Source organism: Microbacterium sp. bgisy189 (assembly GCF_965345345.1).
In the GTDB taxonomy this organism is placed as follows: domain Bacteria; phylum Actinomycetota; class Actinomycetes; order Actinomycetales; family Microbacteriaceae; genus Microbacterium.
The window spans coordinates 110471-124759 of the sequence record NZ_CBDRMZ010000006.1; the positions used below are offsets into that span (position 1 = coordinate 110471).

Sequence of the window (14289 nt, forward strand, 5' to 3'; positions counted from 1 at the left end):
CGTCAGACGCGTCCTCCGGCGAGGTCGGCGACGCCGATGAGCCCGGCATCGTTGACGAGCTCGGCGATGGCGAAGGTCGCCACAGGACGCTCGCCATAGCCGGGGACCGACGTCGAGTAGGCCGCCTTGACGGGATCGAGCAGGCGATCGCCGAGGGCAGCGACACCGCCGCCGATGACGAACAGTTCGGGGTCGAGGATCGCCTGGAACTCACCGCACGATTCACCGAGCGCGGTGGCGACCTTGCCGAGCGCTTCGAGCGCGCCCGGGTCATCGGCCAGCACGAGCTGAGAGATGGCGGGGCCGTGGATGCGACCGTCTTCGCTTCGGGCGGCATCCAGTGCGGCACCGATGCCGCCGGTCGCGGCGATCTGCTCGGCTTCGACCTGCAGGGCCCGGCCCGACGCGTACTGCTCGAGGCAGCCGTACTGTCCGCAGCCGCAGCGACGGCCGCCGCGCACGAACCGGATGTGCCCGAGTTCAGCGCCGATGCCGTTGCCGCCGACGAGCAGTTCACCGTCGGTGACGACGGCTCCCCCGACACCCGTGCCGAGGGTCAGCATGACCATGTTGCGCGAACCGCGTCCTGCGCCGAAGCGGTACTCGGCCCATCCCGCCGCGTTCGCGTCGTTCTCGAGCGTCACGGGGCGACCGATGCGACGTTCGAGTTCGTCGCGCAGCGGTTCGTTGGTCCAGTCGATGTTCGGCGCGTGCAGGATGACGGCGCGGGCGGCGTCGATGAAGCCGGCCGCGGCGACACCGACGGCGTGCACCTCGTGGCGCGACGCCAGGTCGGCGACCATGGCTGCGACGGTGTCGGCGAGCTCGCTCGCATCGGTGGGCGTCGCCACCCGTGTCTGTTCGACGATGGTTCCGTCTTCGGCGACGACGCCGCCTGCGATCTTGGTTCCACCGATGTCGATTCCGACGTTGAGCACGCCACTCCCCTCAGCTGCGCACGGCACGCAGGCATCGGTGAAGTCTATTGCGCGGGACGGGTGCGTCGCAGAACTGTGGACTCGGTTCCGCATCGGTCTACACTCGATCCCAACCCGTCAATCCCGACGCCGCACCGGTACCGAAGGAGTTGCCGCCCATGAGCGCCGCCCAGTTCGAAGTCCCCGCGATCGTTCCCGCCGACCCGGAGGCGAACGTGACCGACCTCCTCGTCGAGCGCGTGAAAGCGACGCCCTCCCTCGCCCTGTTCGGTGTGCCCGACGGCGACGGCTGGCGCGACATCACCGCCGCCGACTTCCAGACCGAAGTGATCGCCCTCGCGAAGGGCTTCGCGGCCGCCGGCATCGAGCCCGGCGACAAGGTCGCCTTCATCGCCCGCACGACCTACGACTGGACCCTCGTCGACTTCGCCCTCTTCTTCGCGGGCGCTGTCATGGTGCCGGTGTACGAGACGAGCTCCGCGTCGCAGATCCACTGGATCCTGTCGGACTCGGGCGCGATCGCCGTCATCTCCGAATCGGCGGAGCATGCCGCCCGCGTCGACGAAGTGCGTGGCGAACTGCCGCTCATCCGCGAGGCCTGGACGATGCAGTCGGGCGACCTCGACGCACTGCGTGCCAAGGGCGCCGACGTCACCGACGAAGAGATCGAGCGTCGCCGCAACATCGCGGTGGGCTCGGACATCGCCACCCTCATCTACACGTCCGGCTCGACCGGACGCCCGAAGGGATGCGTGCTCACGCACAGCAACTTCGTCGAGCTCTCCCGCAACTCCGCGAAGGCGCTCGACGAGGTCGTGAGCATGCCGGGTGCCTCGACTCTGCTGTTCATCACGACGGCGCACGTGTTCGCCCGCTTCATCTCGATCCTCGCCATCCACGCGGGTGTGCGCACCGGCCACCAGCCCGACACGAAGCAGCTGCTGCCCGCACTCGGCTCGTTCAAGCCCACGTTCCTGCTCGCCGTCCCGCGCGTGTTCGAAAAGGTCTACAACTCCGCCGAGCAGAAGGCTGAAGCGGGCGGCAAGGGCAAGATCTTCCGCGCCGCCGCCGCAACGGCGATCGAGCACTCGAAGGCGCTCGAAGAGGGCACGAAGCCTGGATTCCTCACGAACCTGAAGTTCAAGGTGTTCGACAAGCTCGTCTACAGCAAGCTGCGCGAGGCCATGGGCGGCAACGTCCGCTACGCGGTCTCGGGCTCGGCACCGCTCGGCGCACGCCTCGGCCACTTCTTCCACAGCCTCGGCGTCGTCATCCTCGAGGGCTACGGCCTGACCGAGACGACCGCTCCCGCAACGGTGAACCTCGCCAACAAGTCGAAGATCGGCACCGTCGGCCCCGCGCTCCCGGGTGTCGGTCTGCGCCTGGCCGATGACGGCGAGATCGAGGTCAAGGGCATCAACGTCTTCAAGGAGTACTGGAAGAACCCCGAGGCCACCGCCGAGGCCTTCCACGACGGCTGGTTCAAGACCGGCGACATCGGCTCGTTCGACGCCGAGGGCTTCTTGACCATCACGGGTCGCAAGAAGGAGATCATCGTCACGGCGGGCGGCAAGAACGTCGCACCCGCGGCGCTCGAAGACCCCATCCGCGCCAACCCGATCGTCGGTCAGGTCGTCGTCGTCGGCGACCAGAAGCCGTTCATCTCCGCACTCGTCACCCTCGACCCCGAGATGCTCCCGACGTGGCTGGCCAACAACGGCCTGCCCGAGAACATGTCGCTGACCGACGCGGCGAACAACGACAAGGTGCGCGCCGAGGTGCAGACCGCCGTCGACCGCGCCAACAAGGGCGTCTCGCGCGCCGAGTCGATCCGCAAGTTCACGATCCTCGACACGGAGTGGACCGAGGCCAGCGGCCACCTCACCCCGAAGATGAGCATCAAGCGCAACATCATCCTGAAGGACTTCCAGGGCGCGATCGACGAGATCTACGACGTACCGGTCTCGACCACCAACGTCGCCCTCGGCGGCTAGGTTTCGATACACCGCGGCTGCGCCGCGGCACTCAACCACCGAGGTCAGTCGCTTCCGGTGGTCGAGTGCCCGCGCGCAGCGCGGGTGTATCGAGACCCGCGGGTGTATCGAGACCCGTCAGAACCAGTCCGACTCGCGCACTTCACGCATCGCGACGCGGCGCTCTTCGGGCGTGAGTCGCTGCAGATAGACCATGCCGTCGAGGTGGTCGGTCTCATGCTGCAGCGCCTGGGCGAACAGCCCATCGCCTTCGAGCACGACCTCCTGGCCGTCGAGGTCGACGCCGACGACCTTCGCGTGCGGATGCCGCACAGCGTCGTGCCAGAGCCCGGGAACCGACAGGCATCCCTCACCCGTGGGCATCGCCTCGCCCGAGACCTCGACGAGCACGGGATTGAGCACGTAGCCGATCTCGCCGTCGACGTTGTAGCTGAACGCGCGCAGCCCGACACCGATCTGCGGCGCCGCGACGCCGGCACGCCCGGGTTCTGCGACCGTGTCGAGCAGGTCGCGCACGAGCGCTCGGATGCCGTCGTCGATGGTCTCGATGGGTGCGCTCGGCGCACGAAGCACCGGGTCGCCGTACAGGCGAATGGGGCGGACCGGCATCAGGCGACCGGGTTCAGGGCGCGCAGGCCTTCGACCACCGTCGCGGCGAGCTCGCGCGCTGCCTGACGGGTCTCGGGCTGGAGGTCGCGGAACGAGACTGCCGAGCCCGCGGCGATGTGCGCGTCGTACGGCACGCGCACAACGGCACGAACGCGCGTCGTGAAATGCGCCTCCAGCTCGCTCGCGCGCACCAACTGTGCGCCGGGGCGGGACGTGTTGAGTACGACGATCGCGCCGCGTACCTGCTCGGCGAAGCCGTTGGACTCCAGCCACGTCAGGGTCTCGGACGCGAGGCGCGCCTCGTCGACGCTCAGCCCTGCGACGATGATGAGCTGGTCGGCGGCCTCGAGCGTCGCCCCCATCACCGAGTGCACGATGCCGGTGCCGGTGTCGGTGAGCACGACGGAGTAATAGTGGGCCGCGATCTCGGCGACGCGTCGGTAGTCGTCGTCGCTGAAGGCCTCGGACACGTGCGGGTCACTGTCGGACGCGAGCACGTCCAAGCGCGTTTCGTCGCGCGCGACGATCGCCGAGATGTCGTTGAACCCGCGGATGCGGTCTGCAGAGCGCACCAGGTCACGGACGGTCTTGCCGCTGGAGCGCCCGACGCGCTCCGACAGCGTGCCGCGATCGGGATTGGCATCCATCGCGATGACACGGTCGTCGCGCGCATCGGCGAGGGCCATGCCGAGCAGTGTCGTGACCGTCGTCTTGCCGACGCCGCCCTTGCGGGAGAGCACCGGCACGAACTTCGCGCCACCGTGCAGCGGCGCCGCGATGCGCCGATCGAGGTCCTTGCGGGCGCGCGCCCGCTTGCCGTCGCCGAGGTTGATGCGGTGACCCGAGATCGTGTACAGGAAGTGCTGGAACGGTCCCTCCGGCTCGGGGCGCACGACGCGGGCGGGGTCGAGCAGGCGGTCGGCCGTCAGCAGGTCGCTGGTCTCTCGGTCAGCCTCGAAATCACCGAGCCGACGCGAGTGCAGCGGCACCTCGGAGGTGCGCGGACGAACCCGCTCGTGCGGGATGGCGACGGCCGTCGTCTCGGTCGCCGCAGGCTCGGCGGGCACCCGTGCGGGCGCGGGATCGGGCGCCGGCTCGGGCTCGACGTCGACGACGTCTCCGGCCGCTTCGCCCGCGGCAAGAGCCCGCGAGGCCTCCTCGAACGCGTCGGCGTCGATCGCCTCGCCCTCGGCGACGTCGTCGACATAGTCGTCGTCTTCGTCGTGCAGCACGGGCAGGGCGACATCGACCTGCGCTGTCGAGCCGTCGACGATGCCGATGCCCGTCGTATCGATGCTGCCGGCGCTGTCGAGCACCCCGTTCTCGAGGTCGTCGTCTGCGTTCTCGTTGCGGTCGGACATCACTGCACTCACTCCACGTCTGTCTCGGACTCGCGCTGGCGCGGCCCCAGTTCGTCGCGGCCCAGCGGTTCCCGGATGGGAGTCCGACGCTCCAGACTACTCGGCGGGTCGAATGACCAGCAAAAGGTCACCGGCTTCCACCGGAGCCGTCCCGCTGATCACCAGCCGCTCCACGACGCCGTCGACGGGTGCGGTGATCGCCGCCTCCATCTTCATGGCTTCGATCGACGCGACCGGCTGACCCGCCTTGACCTTGTCGCCCTCGGCAGCCTTGAGCGTCACCGCGCCCGAGAACGGCGCCGCGACCTGCCCCGGCTTCGACGTGTCGGCCTTCTCCGCCGCCTTCGTCTCCACCGCGATGCTGCGGTCTCGCACGAAGACCGGGCGCAACTGTCCGTTGAGCGTGGTCATGACGGTGCGGATGCCCTTCGCATCCGCCTCGCCGATGGCTTCGAGACCGACGTAGAGCTGCACGCCGGGATCGATCTCGGCGACGTGCTCCTCCCCCGGCTTGAGCCCGTAGAGGTAGTCGGGCGTGCCGAGCGTCGACAGGTCGCCGTACGTCGCGCGCGTCTTCTCGAACTCTCGCGCCGGTGCCGGGAACATGAGCCGGTTCAGCGTTTGACGGCGCGAAGCCGCGTCGCCGGCGAGCCCGGTGCGCTCGTCGTCGGTCAGCGGCGGGATGTCGATCGAGACCGAACGACCCGCGAGCACCTTGCTGCGGAACGGCTCCGGCCAGCCGCCCGGCAGGTCGCCCAGCTCGCCCGCCATGAATCCCACGACCGAGTCTGGGATGTCGTAGTTCTGCGGGTTCTGTTCGAAATCGGCAGGGTCGGCTCGCACCGCGACGAGCGCGAGGGCGAGGTCGCCGACGACTTTCGAGGACGGCGTGACCTTCGGGATGCGACCGAGGATGCGGTCGGCCGCGGCGTACATGTCTTCGATGAGCTCGAAGTCGTCCGCAAGGCCCAGCGCGATCGCCTGCTGGCGCAGGTTCGACAGCTGCCCGCCGGGGATCTCGTGGTGGTACACGCGCCCGGTCGGCGCGGGAAGACCCGACTCGAAGGGACGGTACAGCTGGCGCACGCCCTCCCAGTACGGCTCGAGGTCGCTGACGGACTGCAGGTCGAGCCCCGTGTCGCGATCGGTGTGCGCGAGGGCAGCCACCAGCGCCGTCAGGGACGGCTGGCTGGTGGTGCCCGACATCGGCGCGGCTGCGGCGTCGACGGCATCCACACCGGCGGCACTCGCGGCGAGCAGCGTCGCGAGCTGGCCGCCTGCGGTGTCGTGCGTGTGCAGGTGCACCGGCAGGTCGAAGTTCTCACGCAGGGCCGTGACGAGCTTCGCGGCCGCTGCGGGACGCACGAGGCCCGCCATGTCCTTGATGGCGAGAATGTGGGCCCCCGCCTCGACGATCTGCTCGGCCATGCGCAGGTAGTAGTCGAGCGTGTACAGCTGCTCGTTCGGGTCGAGCAGATCCGACGTGTAGCACATGGCCACTTCGGCGACCGAGGTGCCGGTCGCGCGCACCGCGTCGATCGCGGGACGCATCTGCGAGACGTCGTTGAGCGCGTCGAAGATGCGGAAGATGTCGACACCGGTGGCTGCAGCTTCGGTGACGAACGCGTCGGTCACCTCGACGGGGCGCGGCGTGTAGCCCACGGTGTTGCGGCCGCGCAGGAGCATCTGGATCGGGATGTTCGGCATCGCCGTCCGCAGGGCTGCGAGACGCTCCCACGGGTCTTCGGCCAGGAACCGCAGCGCCACGTCGTAGGTCGCACCGCCCCATGCCTCGACCGAGAGCAGCTGCGGCGTCATGCGTGAGACGTGCGGACCGACGCGGACGAGGTCACGCGTGCGCACGCGGGTCGCGAGCAGCGACTGATGGGCGTCGCGGTAGGTCGTTTCGGTGACGGCGAGTGCCGACTGCTCACGCAGCGACTTCGCGAACCCCTCGGGGCCCAGTTCGCGCAGGCGGGCGAGGGCGCCTGCGGGAGGCTCCGCCGCCAAGTCGATCGCCGGCAGCTTGCTGCCCGGCGACACCGACAGCGGCTTCTCGCCGTAGGGGCGGTTCACCGTGACGTCGGCGAGCCAGTTGAGCAGCTTGGTCGCCCGGTCACGCGACGGGTGGCTCGTGAGCAGTTCTGGGCGCTCGTCGATGAACGACGTGCTCACATCGCCGGCGCCGAACGCGTCGTCGTCGAGCACGGCGCGCAGGAACGGGATGTTGGTCGAGACGCCGCGGATGCGGAACTCGGCCAGGGCACGGCGCGCGCGCGCGACCGCGGCCGGGAAGTCGCGACCGCGGCACGTGAGCTTGGCGAGCATCGAATCGAAGTGCGGGCTGATCTGCGAGCCGGCCGCTGTCGTGCCGCCGTCGAGACGGATGCCGGCGCCGCCGGGCGACCGGTACGTCGTGATGCGCCCGGTGTCGGGTCGGAAGCCCTGCGAGGGGTCCTCGGTGGTGATGCGGCACTGCAGGGCGGCGCCGCGCAGGTGGATGTCCTCCTGGCGCAGGCCGAGCTCGTCGAGCGTGGCGCCGGCGGCGATCCGCATCTGCGACTGCACGAGGTCGACGTCGGTGACCTCCTCGGTGACCGTGTGCTCCACCTGGATGCGGGGGTTCATCTCAATGAACACGACCTCGCCGGTGCGTGGCCCAGCGGTCTCGAGCAAGAACTCGACCGTGCCGGCGTTCTCGTAGCCGATCGACTCGGCGAACGCCACCGCGTGCCGGTGAAGCGCCTTGCGGACCTCGTCGTCGAGGTTCGGTGCCGGAGCGATCTCAATCACCTTCTGGTGGCGTCGCTGCACCGAACAGTCGCGCTCGAACAGGTGCACCGTGTGGCCCGTCTTGTCGGCGAGGATCTGCACCTCGACGTGCCGCGGCCGCTGCACAGCCTGCTCGAGGAACACGCGCGCGTCACCGAACGCGCTGCCGGCCTCGCGCATCGCCTCGGCCAGCGCGGGCGCGAGCTCTGCCGGCGTCTCGACACGTCGCATGCCTCGGCCGCCACCGCCGGCGACGGCCTTCACGAAGATGGGGAACCCGATGTCGTCGGCTTGTCCGATGAGGGCGTCGACGTCGTCGGATGCCGGCGTTGAGCGCAGCACCGGAACGCCGGCCGCGATGGCGTGCTCCTTCGCTGTGACCTTATTACCCGCCATCTCGAGTGCGCGAGCGGGCGGGCCGATGAAGGTGATGCCCGCCGCCGCGGCCTGGGCGGCGAGGTCAGGATTCTCGGAGAGGAACCCGTACCCGGGGTAGATGGCATCCGCCCCGGATTCCTTCGCGACCCGCACGATCTCGGCGACGTCGAGGTAGGCCCGAACCGGGTGCCCCTTCTCGCCGATCTCGTAGGCTTCGTCGGCCTTCTGCCGGTGCAGCGAGCCGCGGTCCTCGAACGGGTACACCGCGACGGTTCGCGCACCGAGCTCATAGGCGGCTCGGAAGGCGCGGATTGCGATCTCGCCGCGGTTCGCGACCAGGATCTTGCGGAACATGCTCACCTCTCGGATTCGGGTGACGGCGTGCGTCCTCGACACTGCAAGTGGGACACCGCGAGTGCCTGAGTGTCCTCTCAGCCTAGGGGACGGTAACGTAGTGCCTCGTGCACGTACTCTCGGTCAGCTCTCTGAAGGGCGGTGTCGGCAAGACGACCGTCACTCTGGGCCTCGCCTCCGCGGCGTTCTCCCGTGGAGTGCGGACACTCGTCGTCGACCTCGACCCGCAGTCCGACGTGTCGACGGGCATGGACATCCAAGTTGCCGGTCGCCTCAACATCGCCGACGTGCTGGCGAATCCGAAGGAGAAGGTCGTCCGTCAGGCGATCACCTCCAGCGGGTGGGCGAAGGTCCACCCCGGCACGATCGACGTGCTGATCGGCAGCCCGTCCGCCATCAATTTCGACGGCCCGCACCCGAGCGTGCGCGACGTCTGGAAGCTCGAAGAGGCACTCGCGACGATCGAGTCCGAGTACGACCTTGTGCTCATCGACTGCGCCCCGTCACTGAACGCCCTCACGCGCACCGCGTGGGCGGCATCCGACCGTGTCGTCGTCGTCACCGAACCGGGACTGTTCTCGGTCGCGGCCGCGGACCGCGCGCTGCGCGCGATCGAGGAGATCCGCCGAGGCCTCTCCCCCCGCCTGCAGCCGCTGGGCATCGTCGTGAACCGCGTGCGCCCGCAGTCGATCGAGCACCAGTTCCGCATCAAGGAACTGCGCGACATGTTCGGCCCGCTCGTGCTGTCGCCGCAGCTGCCGGAGCGCACGTCGCTGCAGCAGGCGCAGGGCGCTGCCAAGCCGCTGCACATCTGGCCCGGAGACTCCGCTCAGGAGCTCGCGCGCGACTTCGACGCGCTGCTGGATCGCATCATGCGCACCGGCCGCATCCCGGTCGCCGGCGAAGCCCGCGCCTGACCCCGGTGGGCGAGTGCCGCGGCGAAGCCGCGGTGTATCGAGGCCCGAGCCTCAGGCGGTGCGCGCGGCGCGGCGAGCGGCCAGCTCGTCCATGGCGTCGGGCGCCTGCGCGTCGAACTCGACGAGGGTCGTCTCGACCTCGCGCAGCACCTTGCCGACGGCGATGCCGAACACGCCCTGCCCACGGCTGACCAGGTCGATGACCTCATCGTTCGACGTGCACAGGTAGACCGACGCACCATCGCTCATGAGCGTCGTGCCGGCGAGATCGCGGATGCCGGAGGCGCGCAGCTGCTCGACGGCGACACGGATCTGCTGCAACGAGATTCCGGTGTCGAGCAGACGCTTCACGAGCTTCAGCACGAGGATGTCGCGGAATCCGTAGAGACGCTGCGATCCTGAACCGCTCGCCCCGCGAACGGTCGGCTCGACCAACTCGGTGCGTGCCCAGTAGTCGAGCTGGCGGTAGGTGATGCCTGCCGCTCGTGCCGCTTCGGCACCGCGGTAGCCCACCTCGTCGTCGCGCTGCGGAAGCCCGTCCGTGAACAGGAGCGCCTCAGAGAACTGCGGGTCGCCTTGAGCGTCCTGCGCCGTCATCTTCGCCTCCTGCATGTGAGATCGGGTCCTTCCAACGCTAGAGCAGTCGGAGACCTCCGGCAACGACATCGGCTCGTGCGGTGTCGGCGTGTCGCGTCGCACCGGCATCGAGCCGGCCGAGATCAGGGGGCCAACCGCTCCAAAGCCGCCTGCACGAAGCCCGCGCGCAGTTCGTCGACGCGACGGGAGAGCTCGCCGGCGATCTCGCCTGCGCGGCCGCGAGCGCCCGAGTCGGTGCGACGCAGCAGCGGCGCCAGGGCGCTTTCGATCAGCGCCATCTCGCGCTCGACCGCCTGGCGAACGCCGCGCAGGTGGCGCGGCTGGATGCCATGGGCATCGAGCGCCGCGAGCGAACGCAGCATCGCGAGCGCACGCTCGTCGTATGTCTCGGCTGCGGGCAGCAGGCCCGCCGAGACGGCATCGCCCAGCAGCGACGGCTTCGCGTCAGCGGCCTTGGTGAGCTCGTCACGGCGATACCGTCGCACGGTCTGCACGATCGACGTCGGCACAGCCGCCGCCGACGCGCCGTCGGCGCCGTGCTCGTCGAGGTACTCGCGGATGCGCGCGAGCGGCAGGTAGTGGTCGCGCTGCAGGGTGAGCGCGGTGCGCACCCGTGCGACGTCGGCCGAGGAGAACTTTCGGTAGCCCGACTCCGTGCGCATCGGCGTCACGATGCCCTGCACCTCGAGAAAGCGCAGCTTGCTGGAGGTCAGCGAGGGGAACTCGGGCGTCAGGCGCGCCAAGACCTGACCGATGCTCAGGTAACCCGCGGCCGACGAGCGACCACGGGGTGATGCCGCGGGCGTCACGCGCCGGTCACCTGGTTGCGGTCGAGGGGCGAGACGAAGAAGTTCAGACGGAACTTGCCGATGCGCACCTCGGCACCGTCGACGAGCACGGCGCGGTCGACCCGCTCGCCGTTGACATACGTGCCGTTGAGTGAGCGCTGATCGACCATTTCGAAGACGTTGCCGGTGCGGGTGATCTCTGCGTGTCGGCGCGAGACCGTCACATCGTCGAAGAAGATGTCGGCTTCGGGGTGACGGCCGACGGTCGTCACATCGGTGTCGAGCAGGTAGCGCGCGCCCGCCGTGGGCCCGGAGCGGACCAGCAACAGCGCCGATCGCGTCGGCAGGGCTGAAATCGCCTCCGCCTCGACTGCGCTCAGTTCGCTCCCGAACGGGACGAACGACAGGTCGGAGTCGTGCCCGAACGTCTGTGTCGTATCCGGACGGACCTCGCCGTCACGTCGACCGTTGTCCTCCACTGTGGCCTCCTCCCACATCACCCTAACTGATCGAACCGGCCCGACGACATCGCAATCGGAACCCGGCGGCGGCGACTTCTGTGACCCTGTGTGTCGACGAGATCGCGGTGTCGGCATCGGCTCGCCTAGCCTGGCGCTGTTCGTCCGAAACCGACAGGAGCACACCGTGTCCACGCCGCAGAATCGCCTCACGCCCGCACCGGTGCGTCAGGACGCGCTCTGCATGTGCGTGCACGGCAGCGCGTGCTCGTCGTTCGCACCCGGACACGCCGTGCACCTCATCCAGGCGCGGCTGATCGCTGCGACGCCCTCCGAGTGGGTCGACGCGATCGCGACGCCCGGACACGACGGCTCGCTCGAACTGCACACGCTCGACGGTGACCGCATCCACGTCTGGAACGGCGCGGCCGCCGCGCACGTCGCCGCAGGTGAGCCGGTCGCGTACCACCCGCGCTATCACGCGGTCTCGGTCGGCACGCGCACCTTCAACGTCGCCGTCATCGACTGACGACCACCGCGCTCGCGCGTCAGGCCGCAGCCATCGCGCCCTTCATGGCCATGCACGCGTCGATGCACGCCTGACAGGCGTCTGCGCACATCTTGCACACGGGGCTCATGTCGGCGTGCGACGCACACGCGTCCATGCACATGCGACACATCTCGATGCAGGCGTCGAGCATCGCCGTCATCGCGGTCATCGTCATGCCCTGCATCCGCATCATGGTGCGCATCATGGCGTGGCACATGTCGGCGCAGTTCATGCACGCCGGGGCGCAGTCCATACCGTGACCGTCCATCATCTGCACAGAGCAGATCGTGCACGCCTGCTCGCACGCGGCACACGCGTCCATGCAGGCCTGCATGGTCTGCATCATCGCCTCGTCCATCGCCGGCATGCCGTCCATCACCGTCATGTCCTTCGACATGGCGTTCATCATCATGGCGTCCATCGCGTGACCTTCTTCCGCAGTCGGTGACGGGCGGGTCGCCCGCGTGTCGCCATGCTAGGCCTCGGGCGGCCGTTGCGACAGGCCTCGGTAGGCTGGATCGGGTGATGTCATCAGGAATTCACACGCGCCGCCGAGGCGTGCTGGCCTCCCTTGCCGTGCTGCTCGTCGCAGGCTTCGTCTCGGTCTCGACACCGGCGTTCGCACACGATGAGCTGATCGGGACGGACCCTGCCGCCGACAGCACGGTCGCCGAGACGCCGAGCGAGATCGTGCTGACCTTCAGCGGCATCCTGCTGGACGACGAGGGCAGCACGGTCGTGCAGGTCGTCGACGCGGCGTGCGCCGATGTCACCGACGGTGAACCCGTGGTCGACGGTGTGCGGGTGACACAGGCGCTCACGGCCGCCGCCGACGGCCCCGTCACCGTCACGTGGCGCGTGGTCTCGAGCGACGGCCACCCCATCTCGGAGTCGTACTCCTTCACGATCGGTGACGAGCCTGACGCGACACCGTGCGCGCAAGAAGAAGCGGCCACGGACGGCGCGGGCGGCGCGTTCGATCCGACGCTGCTGCTCGTGCTCGGCGGCGTGGTCCTGCTGGCCGCGGTCATCGTCGCGATCGTCGTCTTCACCGGACGGAACCGGGCCCCCGACGAGGACTAGGCTGGAGGCATGCCTCACTACGACGTCGTCATCCTCGGTGCCGGCCCCGGCGGCTATGTCGCGGCTGTCCGTTCCGCACAGCTGGGTCTGTCCACCGCCATCATCGAAGAGAAGTACTGGGGCGGTGTCTGCCTCAACGTCGGCTGCATCCCCTCCAAGGCGCTGCTCAAGAATGCTGACCTGGCGCACACCTTCAACCACAAGGCGGAGCTGTTCGGCATCCGCGGTGACGTGCAGTTCGACTTCGGCGCGGCGTTCGACCGCAGCCGCAAGGTCGCCGACACCCACGTCAAGGGCATCCACTTCTTGATGAAGAAGAACAAGGTGACCGAATACGAGGGTCGTGGCACCTTCACCGGCCCGAAGGCGATCACCGTCGCCAAGGCCGACGGCTCGAGCGAAGAGGTCACCTTCGACAACGCGATCATCGCGACCGGCTCCACCGTGCGCCTGCTGCCCGGCGTCGAGCTGAGCGAGAACGTCGTCACCTACGAGGAGCAGATCCTCACCCGCGACCTGCCCGAATCGATCGTCATCGTCGGCGCCGGCGCCATCGGCATGGAGTTCGGCTTCGTGCTGAGCAACTACGGCGTCAAGGTCACCATCATCGAGTTCCTCGACCGTGCCCTCCCCAACGAGGACCCCGACGTGTCGAAGGAGATCGCCCGCCAGTACAAGAAGTATGGCGTCGAGATCCTCACCGGCACCAAGGTCGAGCAGGTCATCGACTCGGGCGAGAAGGTCACCGTCAACTACTCGAACAACGCGAGCGGCGAAAAGGGATCGATCGAGGCCGACAAGGTGCTCATGTCGATCGGCTTCGCCCCGCGCGTCGAAGGCTTCGGCCTCGAGGCGACCGGCGTGAAGCTCACCGACCGCGGCGCCATCGAGATCGACGACCACATGCGGACGAACGTCGAGGGCATCTACGCCATCGGCGACGTGACCGCGAAGCTGCAGCTGGCGCACGTCGCAGAGGCGCAGGCCGTCGTCGCCGCCGAGACCATCGGCAAGGCCGAGACCCAGACGCTGGGCGACTACCGCATGATGCCCCGCGCCACCTTCTGCTCGCCGCAGGTCGCCTCGTTCGGCCTCACCGAGCAGCAGGCGATCGACGAGGGCCACGAGATCAAGGTCGCGAAGTTCCCCTTCAGCGCCAACGGCAAGGCCAACGGCCTGGGCGAGCCGGTCGGCTTCGTCAAGGTCATCGCCGACGCCGAGCACCTCGAGCTGCTGGGCGCCCACATGATCGGCCCCGACGTGTCGGAACTGCTGCCCGAGCTGACCCTCGCGCAGAAGTGGGACCTCACCGCACTCGAGGCCGCCCGCAACGTGCACACCCACCCGACGCTGTCGGAGGCGCTGCAGGAGGCCTTCCACGGCCTCGCGGGACACATGATCAATATGTGAGTTTCCGCTACCCTGGACCACACTGCTGACGCCGCCCCGAACGAAGCCGGGGGCGGCGTCAGTGCGTTGTGGGTGCGTTT

13 protein-coding genes are annotated in these 14289 nt (G+C 68.8%); 5 read left to right on the forward strand and 8 right to left on the reverse strand.

Features of this window, described 5'->3' with window-relative positions; all coding sequences use genetic code 11:
* Nucleotides 1-2: 2 nt before the first annotated feature.
* Nucleotides 3-938, reverse strand: coding sequence for an ROK family protein (locus tag ACSF8R_RS09555; protein WP_434811652.1), 936 nt, complete (start codon nt 936-938; stop codon nt 3-5).
* A 158-nt stretch (nt 939-1096) separates the two neighbouring features.
* Between ACSF8R_RS09555 and ACSF8R_RS09560 the strand changes: the two genes are divergently transcribed.
* Nucleotides 1097-2932: an AMP-dependent synthetase/ligase gene (locus tag ACSF8R_RS09560; RefSeq protein WP_434811653.1), complete on the forward strand. Its 1836-nt coding sequence runs from the start codon at nt 1097-1099 to the stop codon at nt 2930-2932.
* 117 nt (nt 2933-3049) lie between these two features.
* On the opposite strand, the gene def is transcribed toward ACSF8R_RS09560, so the two are convergent.
* The 3 genes from def to ACSF8R_RS09575 all read right to left on the reverse strand — a co-directional run bounded on the left by def (nt 3050) and on the right by ACSF8R_RS09575 (nt 8406).
* On the reverse strand, nt 3050-3541 hold the full coding sequence (gene def, locus ACSF8R_RS09565; RefSeq protein WP_434811654.1) for a peptide deformylase: 492 nt from the start codon (nt 3539-3541) through the stop codon (nt 3050-3052).
* Nucleotides 3541-4902: a MinD/ParA family ATP-binding protein gene (locus tag ACSF8R_RS09570; protein WP_434811655.1), complete on the reverse strand. Its 1362-nt coding sequence runs from the start codon at nt 4900-4902 to the stop codon at nt 3541-3543. Before ACSF8R_RS09570 ends, def begins: the two co-directional genes overlap by 1 nt.
* Nucleotides 4903-4998: 96 nt before the next feature.
* Complete coding sequence (locus tag ACSF8R_RS09575; RefSeq protein ID WP_434811656.1) at nt 4999-8406, reverse strand: pyruvate carboxylase; 3408 nt, start codon at nt 8404-8406, stop codon at nt 4999-5001.
* A 107-nt stretch (nt 8407-8513) separates the two neighbouring features.
* Here ACSF8R_RS09575 and ACSF8R_RS09580 point away from each other — a divergent pair, with 107 nt between their 5' ends.
* Nucleotides 8514-9323, forward strand: a complete 810-nt coding sequence (locus ACSF8R_RS09580; RefSeq protein WP_434811657.1) for a ParA family protein — start codon at nt 8514-8516, stop codon at nt 9321-9323.
* 51 nt (nt 9324-9374) lie between these two features.
* Here ACSF8R_RS09580 and ACSF8R_RS09585 read toward each other — a convergent pair whose 3' ends face one another.
* The 3 genes from ACSF8R_RS09585 to ACSF8R_RS09595 all read right to left on the reverse strand — a co-directional run bounded on the left by ACSF8R_RS09585 (nt 9375) and on the right by ACSF8R_RS09595 (nt 11187).
* A complete protein-coding gene (locus tag ACSF8R_RS09585) occupies nt 9375-9920 on the reverse strand; it encodes a MerR family transcriptional regulator (protein WP_434811658.1) in 546 nt (181 codons plus the stop codon).
* 122 nt (nt 9921-10042) lie between these two features.
* Entirely contained in the window at nt 10043-10729 is a 687-nt protein-coding gene (ftsR, locus tag ACSF8R_RS09590) for a transcriptional regulator FtsR (protein WP_434811659.1), read from the reverse strand.
* The gene (locus tag ACSF8R_RS09595; protein ID WP_434811660.1) at nt 10726-11187 is read right to left on the reverse strand and encodes an FHA domain-containing protein; all 462 of its coding nucleotides are present in this window, start codon (nt 11185-11187) and stop codon (nt 10726-10728) included. Before ACSF8R_RS09595 ends, ftsR begins: the two co-directional genes overlap by 4 nt.
* Before the next feature lie 166 nt (nt 11188-11353).
* Between ACSF8R_RS09595 and ACSF8R_RS09600 the strand changes: the two genes are divergently transcribed.
* Complete coding sequence (locus ACSF8R_RS09600) at nt 11354-11695, forward strand: hypothetical protein (protein ID WP_434811661.1); 342 nt, start codon at nt 11354-11356, stop codon at nt 11693-11695.
* A gap of 19 nt (nt 11696-11714) precedes the next feature.
* Here the strand turns inward: ACSF8R_RS09600 and ACSF8R_RS09605 are convergent, their stop codons facing one another.
* Nucleotides 11715-12137 carry a hypothetical protein gene (locus ACSF8R_RS09605; protein ID WP_434811662.1) on the reverse strand — a complete coding sequence of 141 codons (423 nt, stop codon included), beginning with the start codon at nt 12135-12137 and terminating at the stop codon, nt 11715-11717.
* 104 nt (nt 12138-12241) lie between these two features.
* On the opposite strand from ACSF8R_RS09605, the gene ACSF8R_RS09610 reads away from it, so the two are divergent.
* Nucleotides 12242-12799: a copper resistance CopC family protein gene (locus tag ACSF8R_RS09610; RefSeq protein WP_434811663.1), complete on the forward strand. Its 558-nt coding sequence runs from the start codon at nt 12242-12244 to the stop codon at nt 12797-12799.
* A 9-nt stretch (nt 12800-12808) separates the two neighbouring features.
* Nucleotides 12809-14209, forward strand: coding sequence for a dihydrolipoyl dehydrogenase (lpdA, locus tag ACSF8R_RS09615; RefSeq protein WP_434811664.1), 1401 nt, complete (start codon nt 12809-12811; stop codon nt 14207-14209).
* Nucleotides 14210-14289: the final 80 nt, after the last annotated feature.

Bases quoted from the DNA above. Each gene is read 5' to 3' on its own strand.
- ACSF8R_RS09560 (WP_434811653.1), top strand. From the start codon at position 1,097: ATGAGCGCCGCCCAGTTCGAAGTCCCCGCGATCGTTCCCGCCGACCCG.
- def (WP_434811654.1), bottom strand. From the start codon at position 3,541: ATGCCGGTCCGCCCCATTCGCCTGTACGGCGACCCGGTGCTTCGTGCG.
- ACSF8R_RS09570 (WP_434811655.1), bottom strand. From the start codon at position 4,902: ATGTCCGACCGCAACGAGAACGCAGACGACGACCTCGAGAACGGGGTG.
- ACSF8R_RS09575 (WP_434811656.1), bottom strand. From the start codon at position 8,406: ATGTTCCGCAAGATCCTGGTCGCGAACCGCGGCGAGATCGCAATCCGC.
- ACSF8R_RS09585 (WP_434811658.1), bottom strand. From the start codon at position 9,920: ATGACGGCGCAGGACGCTCAAGGCGACCCGCAGTTCTCTGAGGCGCTC.
- ACSF8R_RS09605 (WP_434811662.1), bottom strand. From the start codon at position 12,137: ATGGACGCCATGATGATGAACGCCATGTCGAAGGACATGACGGTGATG.
- ACSF8R_RS09610 (WP_434811663.1), top strand. From the start codon at position 12,242: ATGTCATCAGGAATTCACACGCGCCGCCGAGGCGTGCTGGCCTCCCTT.
- lpdA (WP_434811664.1), top strand. From the start codon at position 12,809: ATGCCTCACTACGACGTCGTCATCCTCGGTGCCGGCCCCGGCGGCTAT.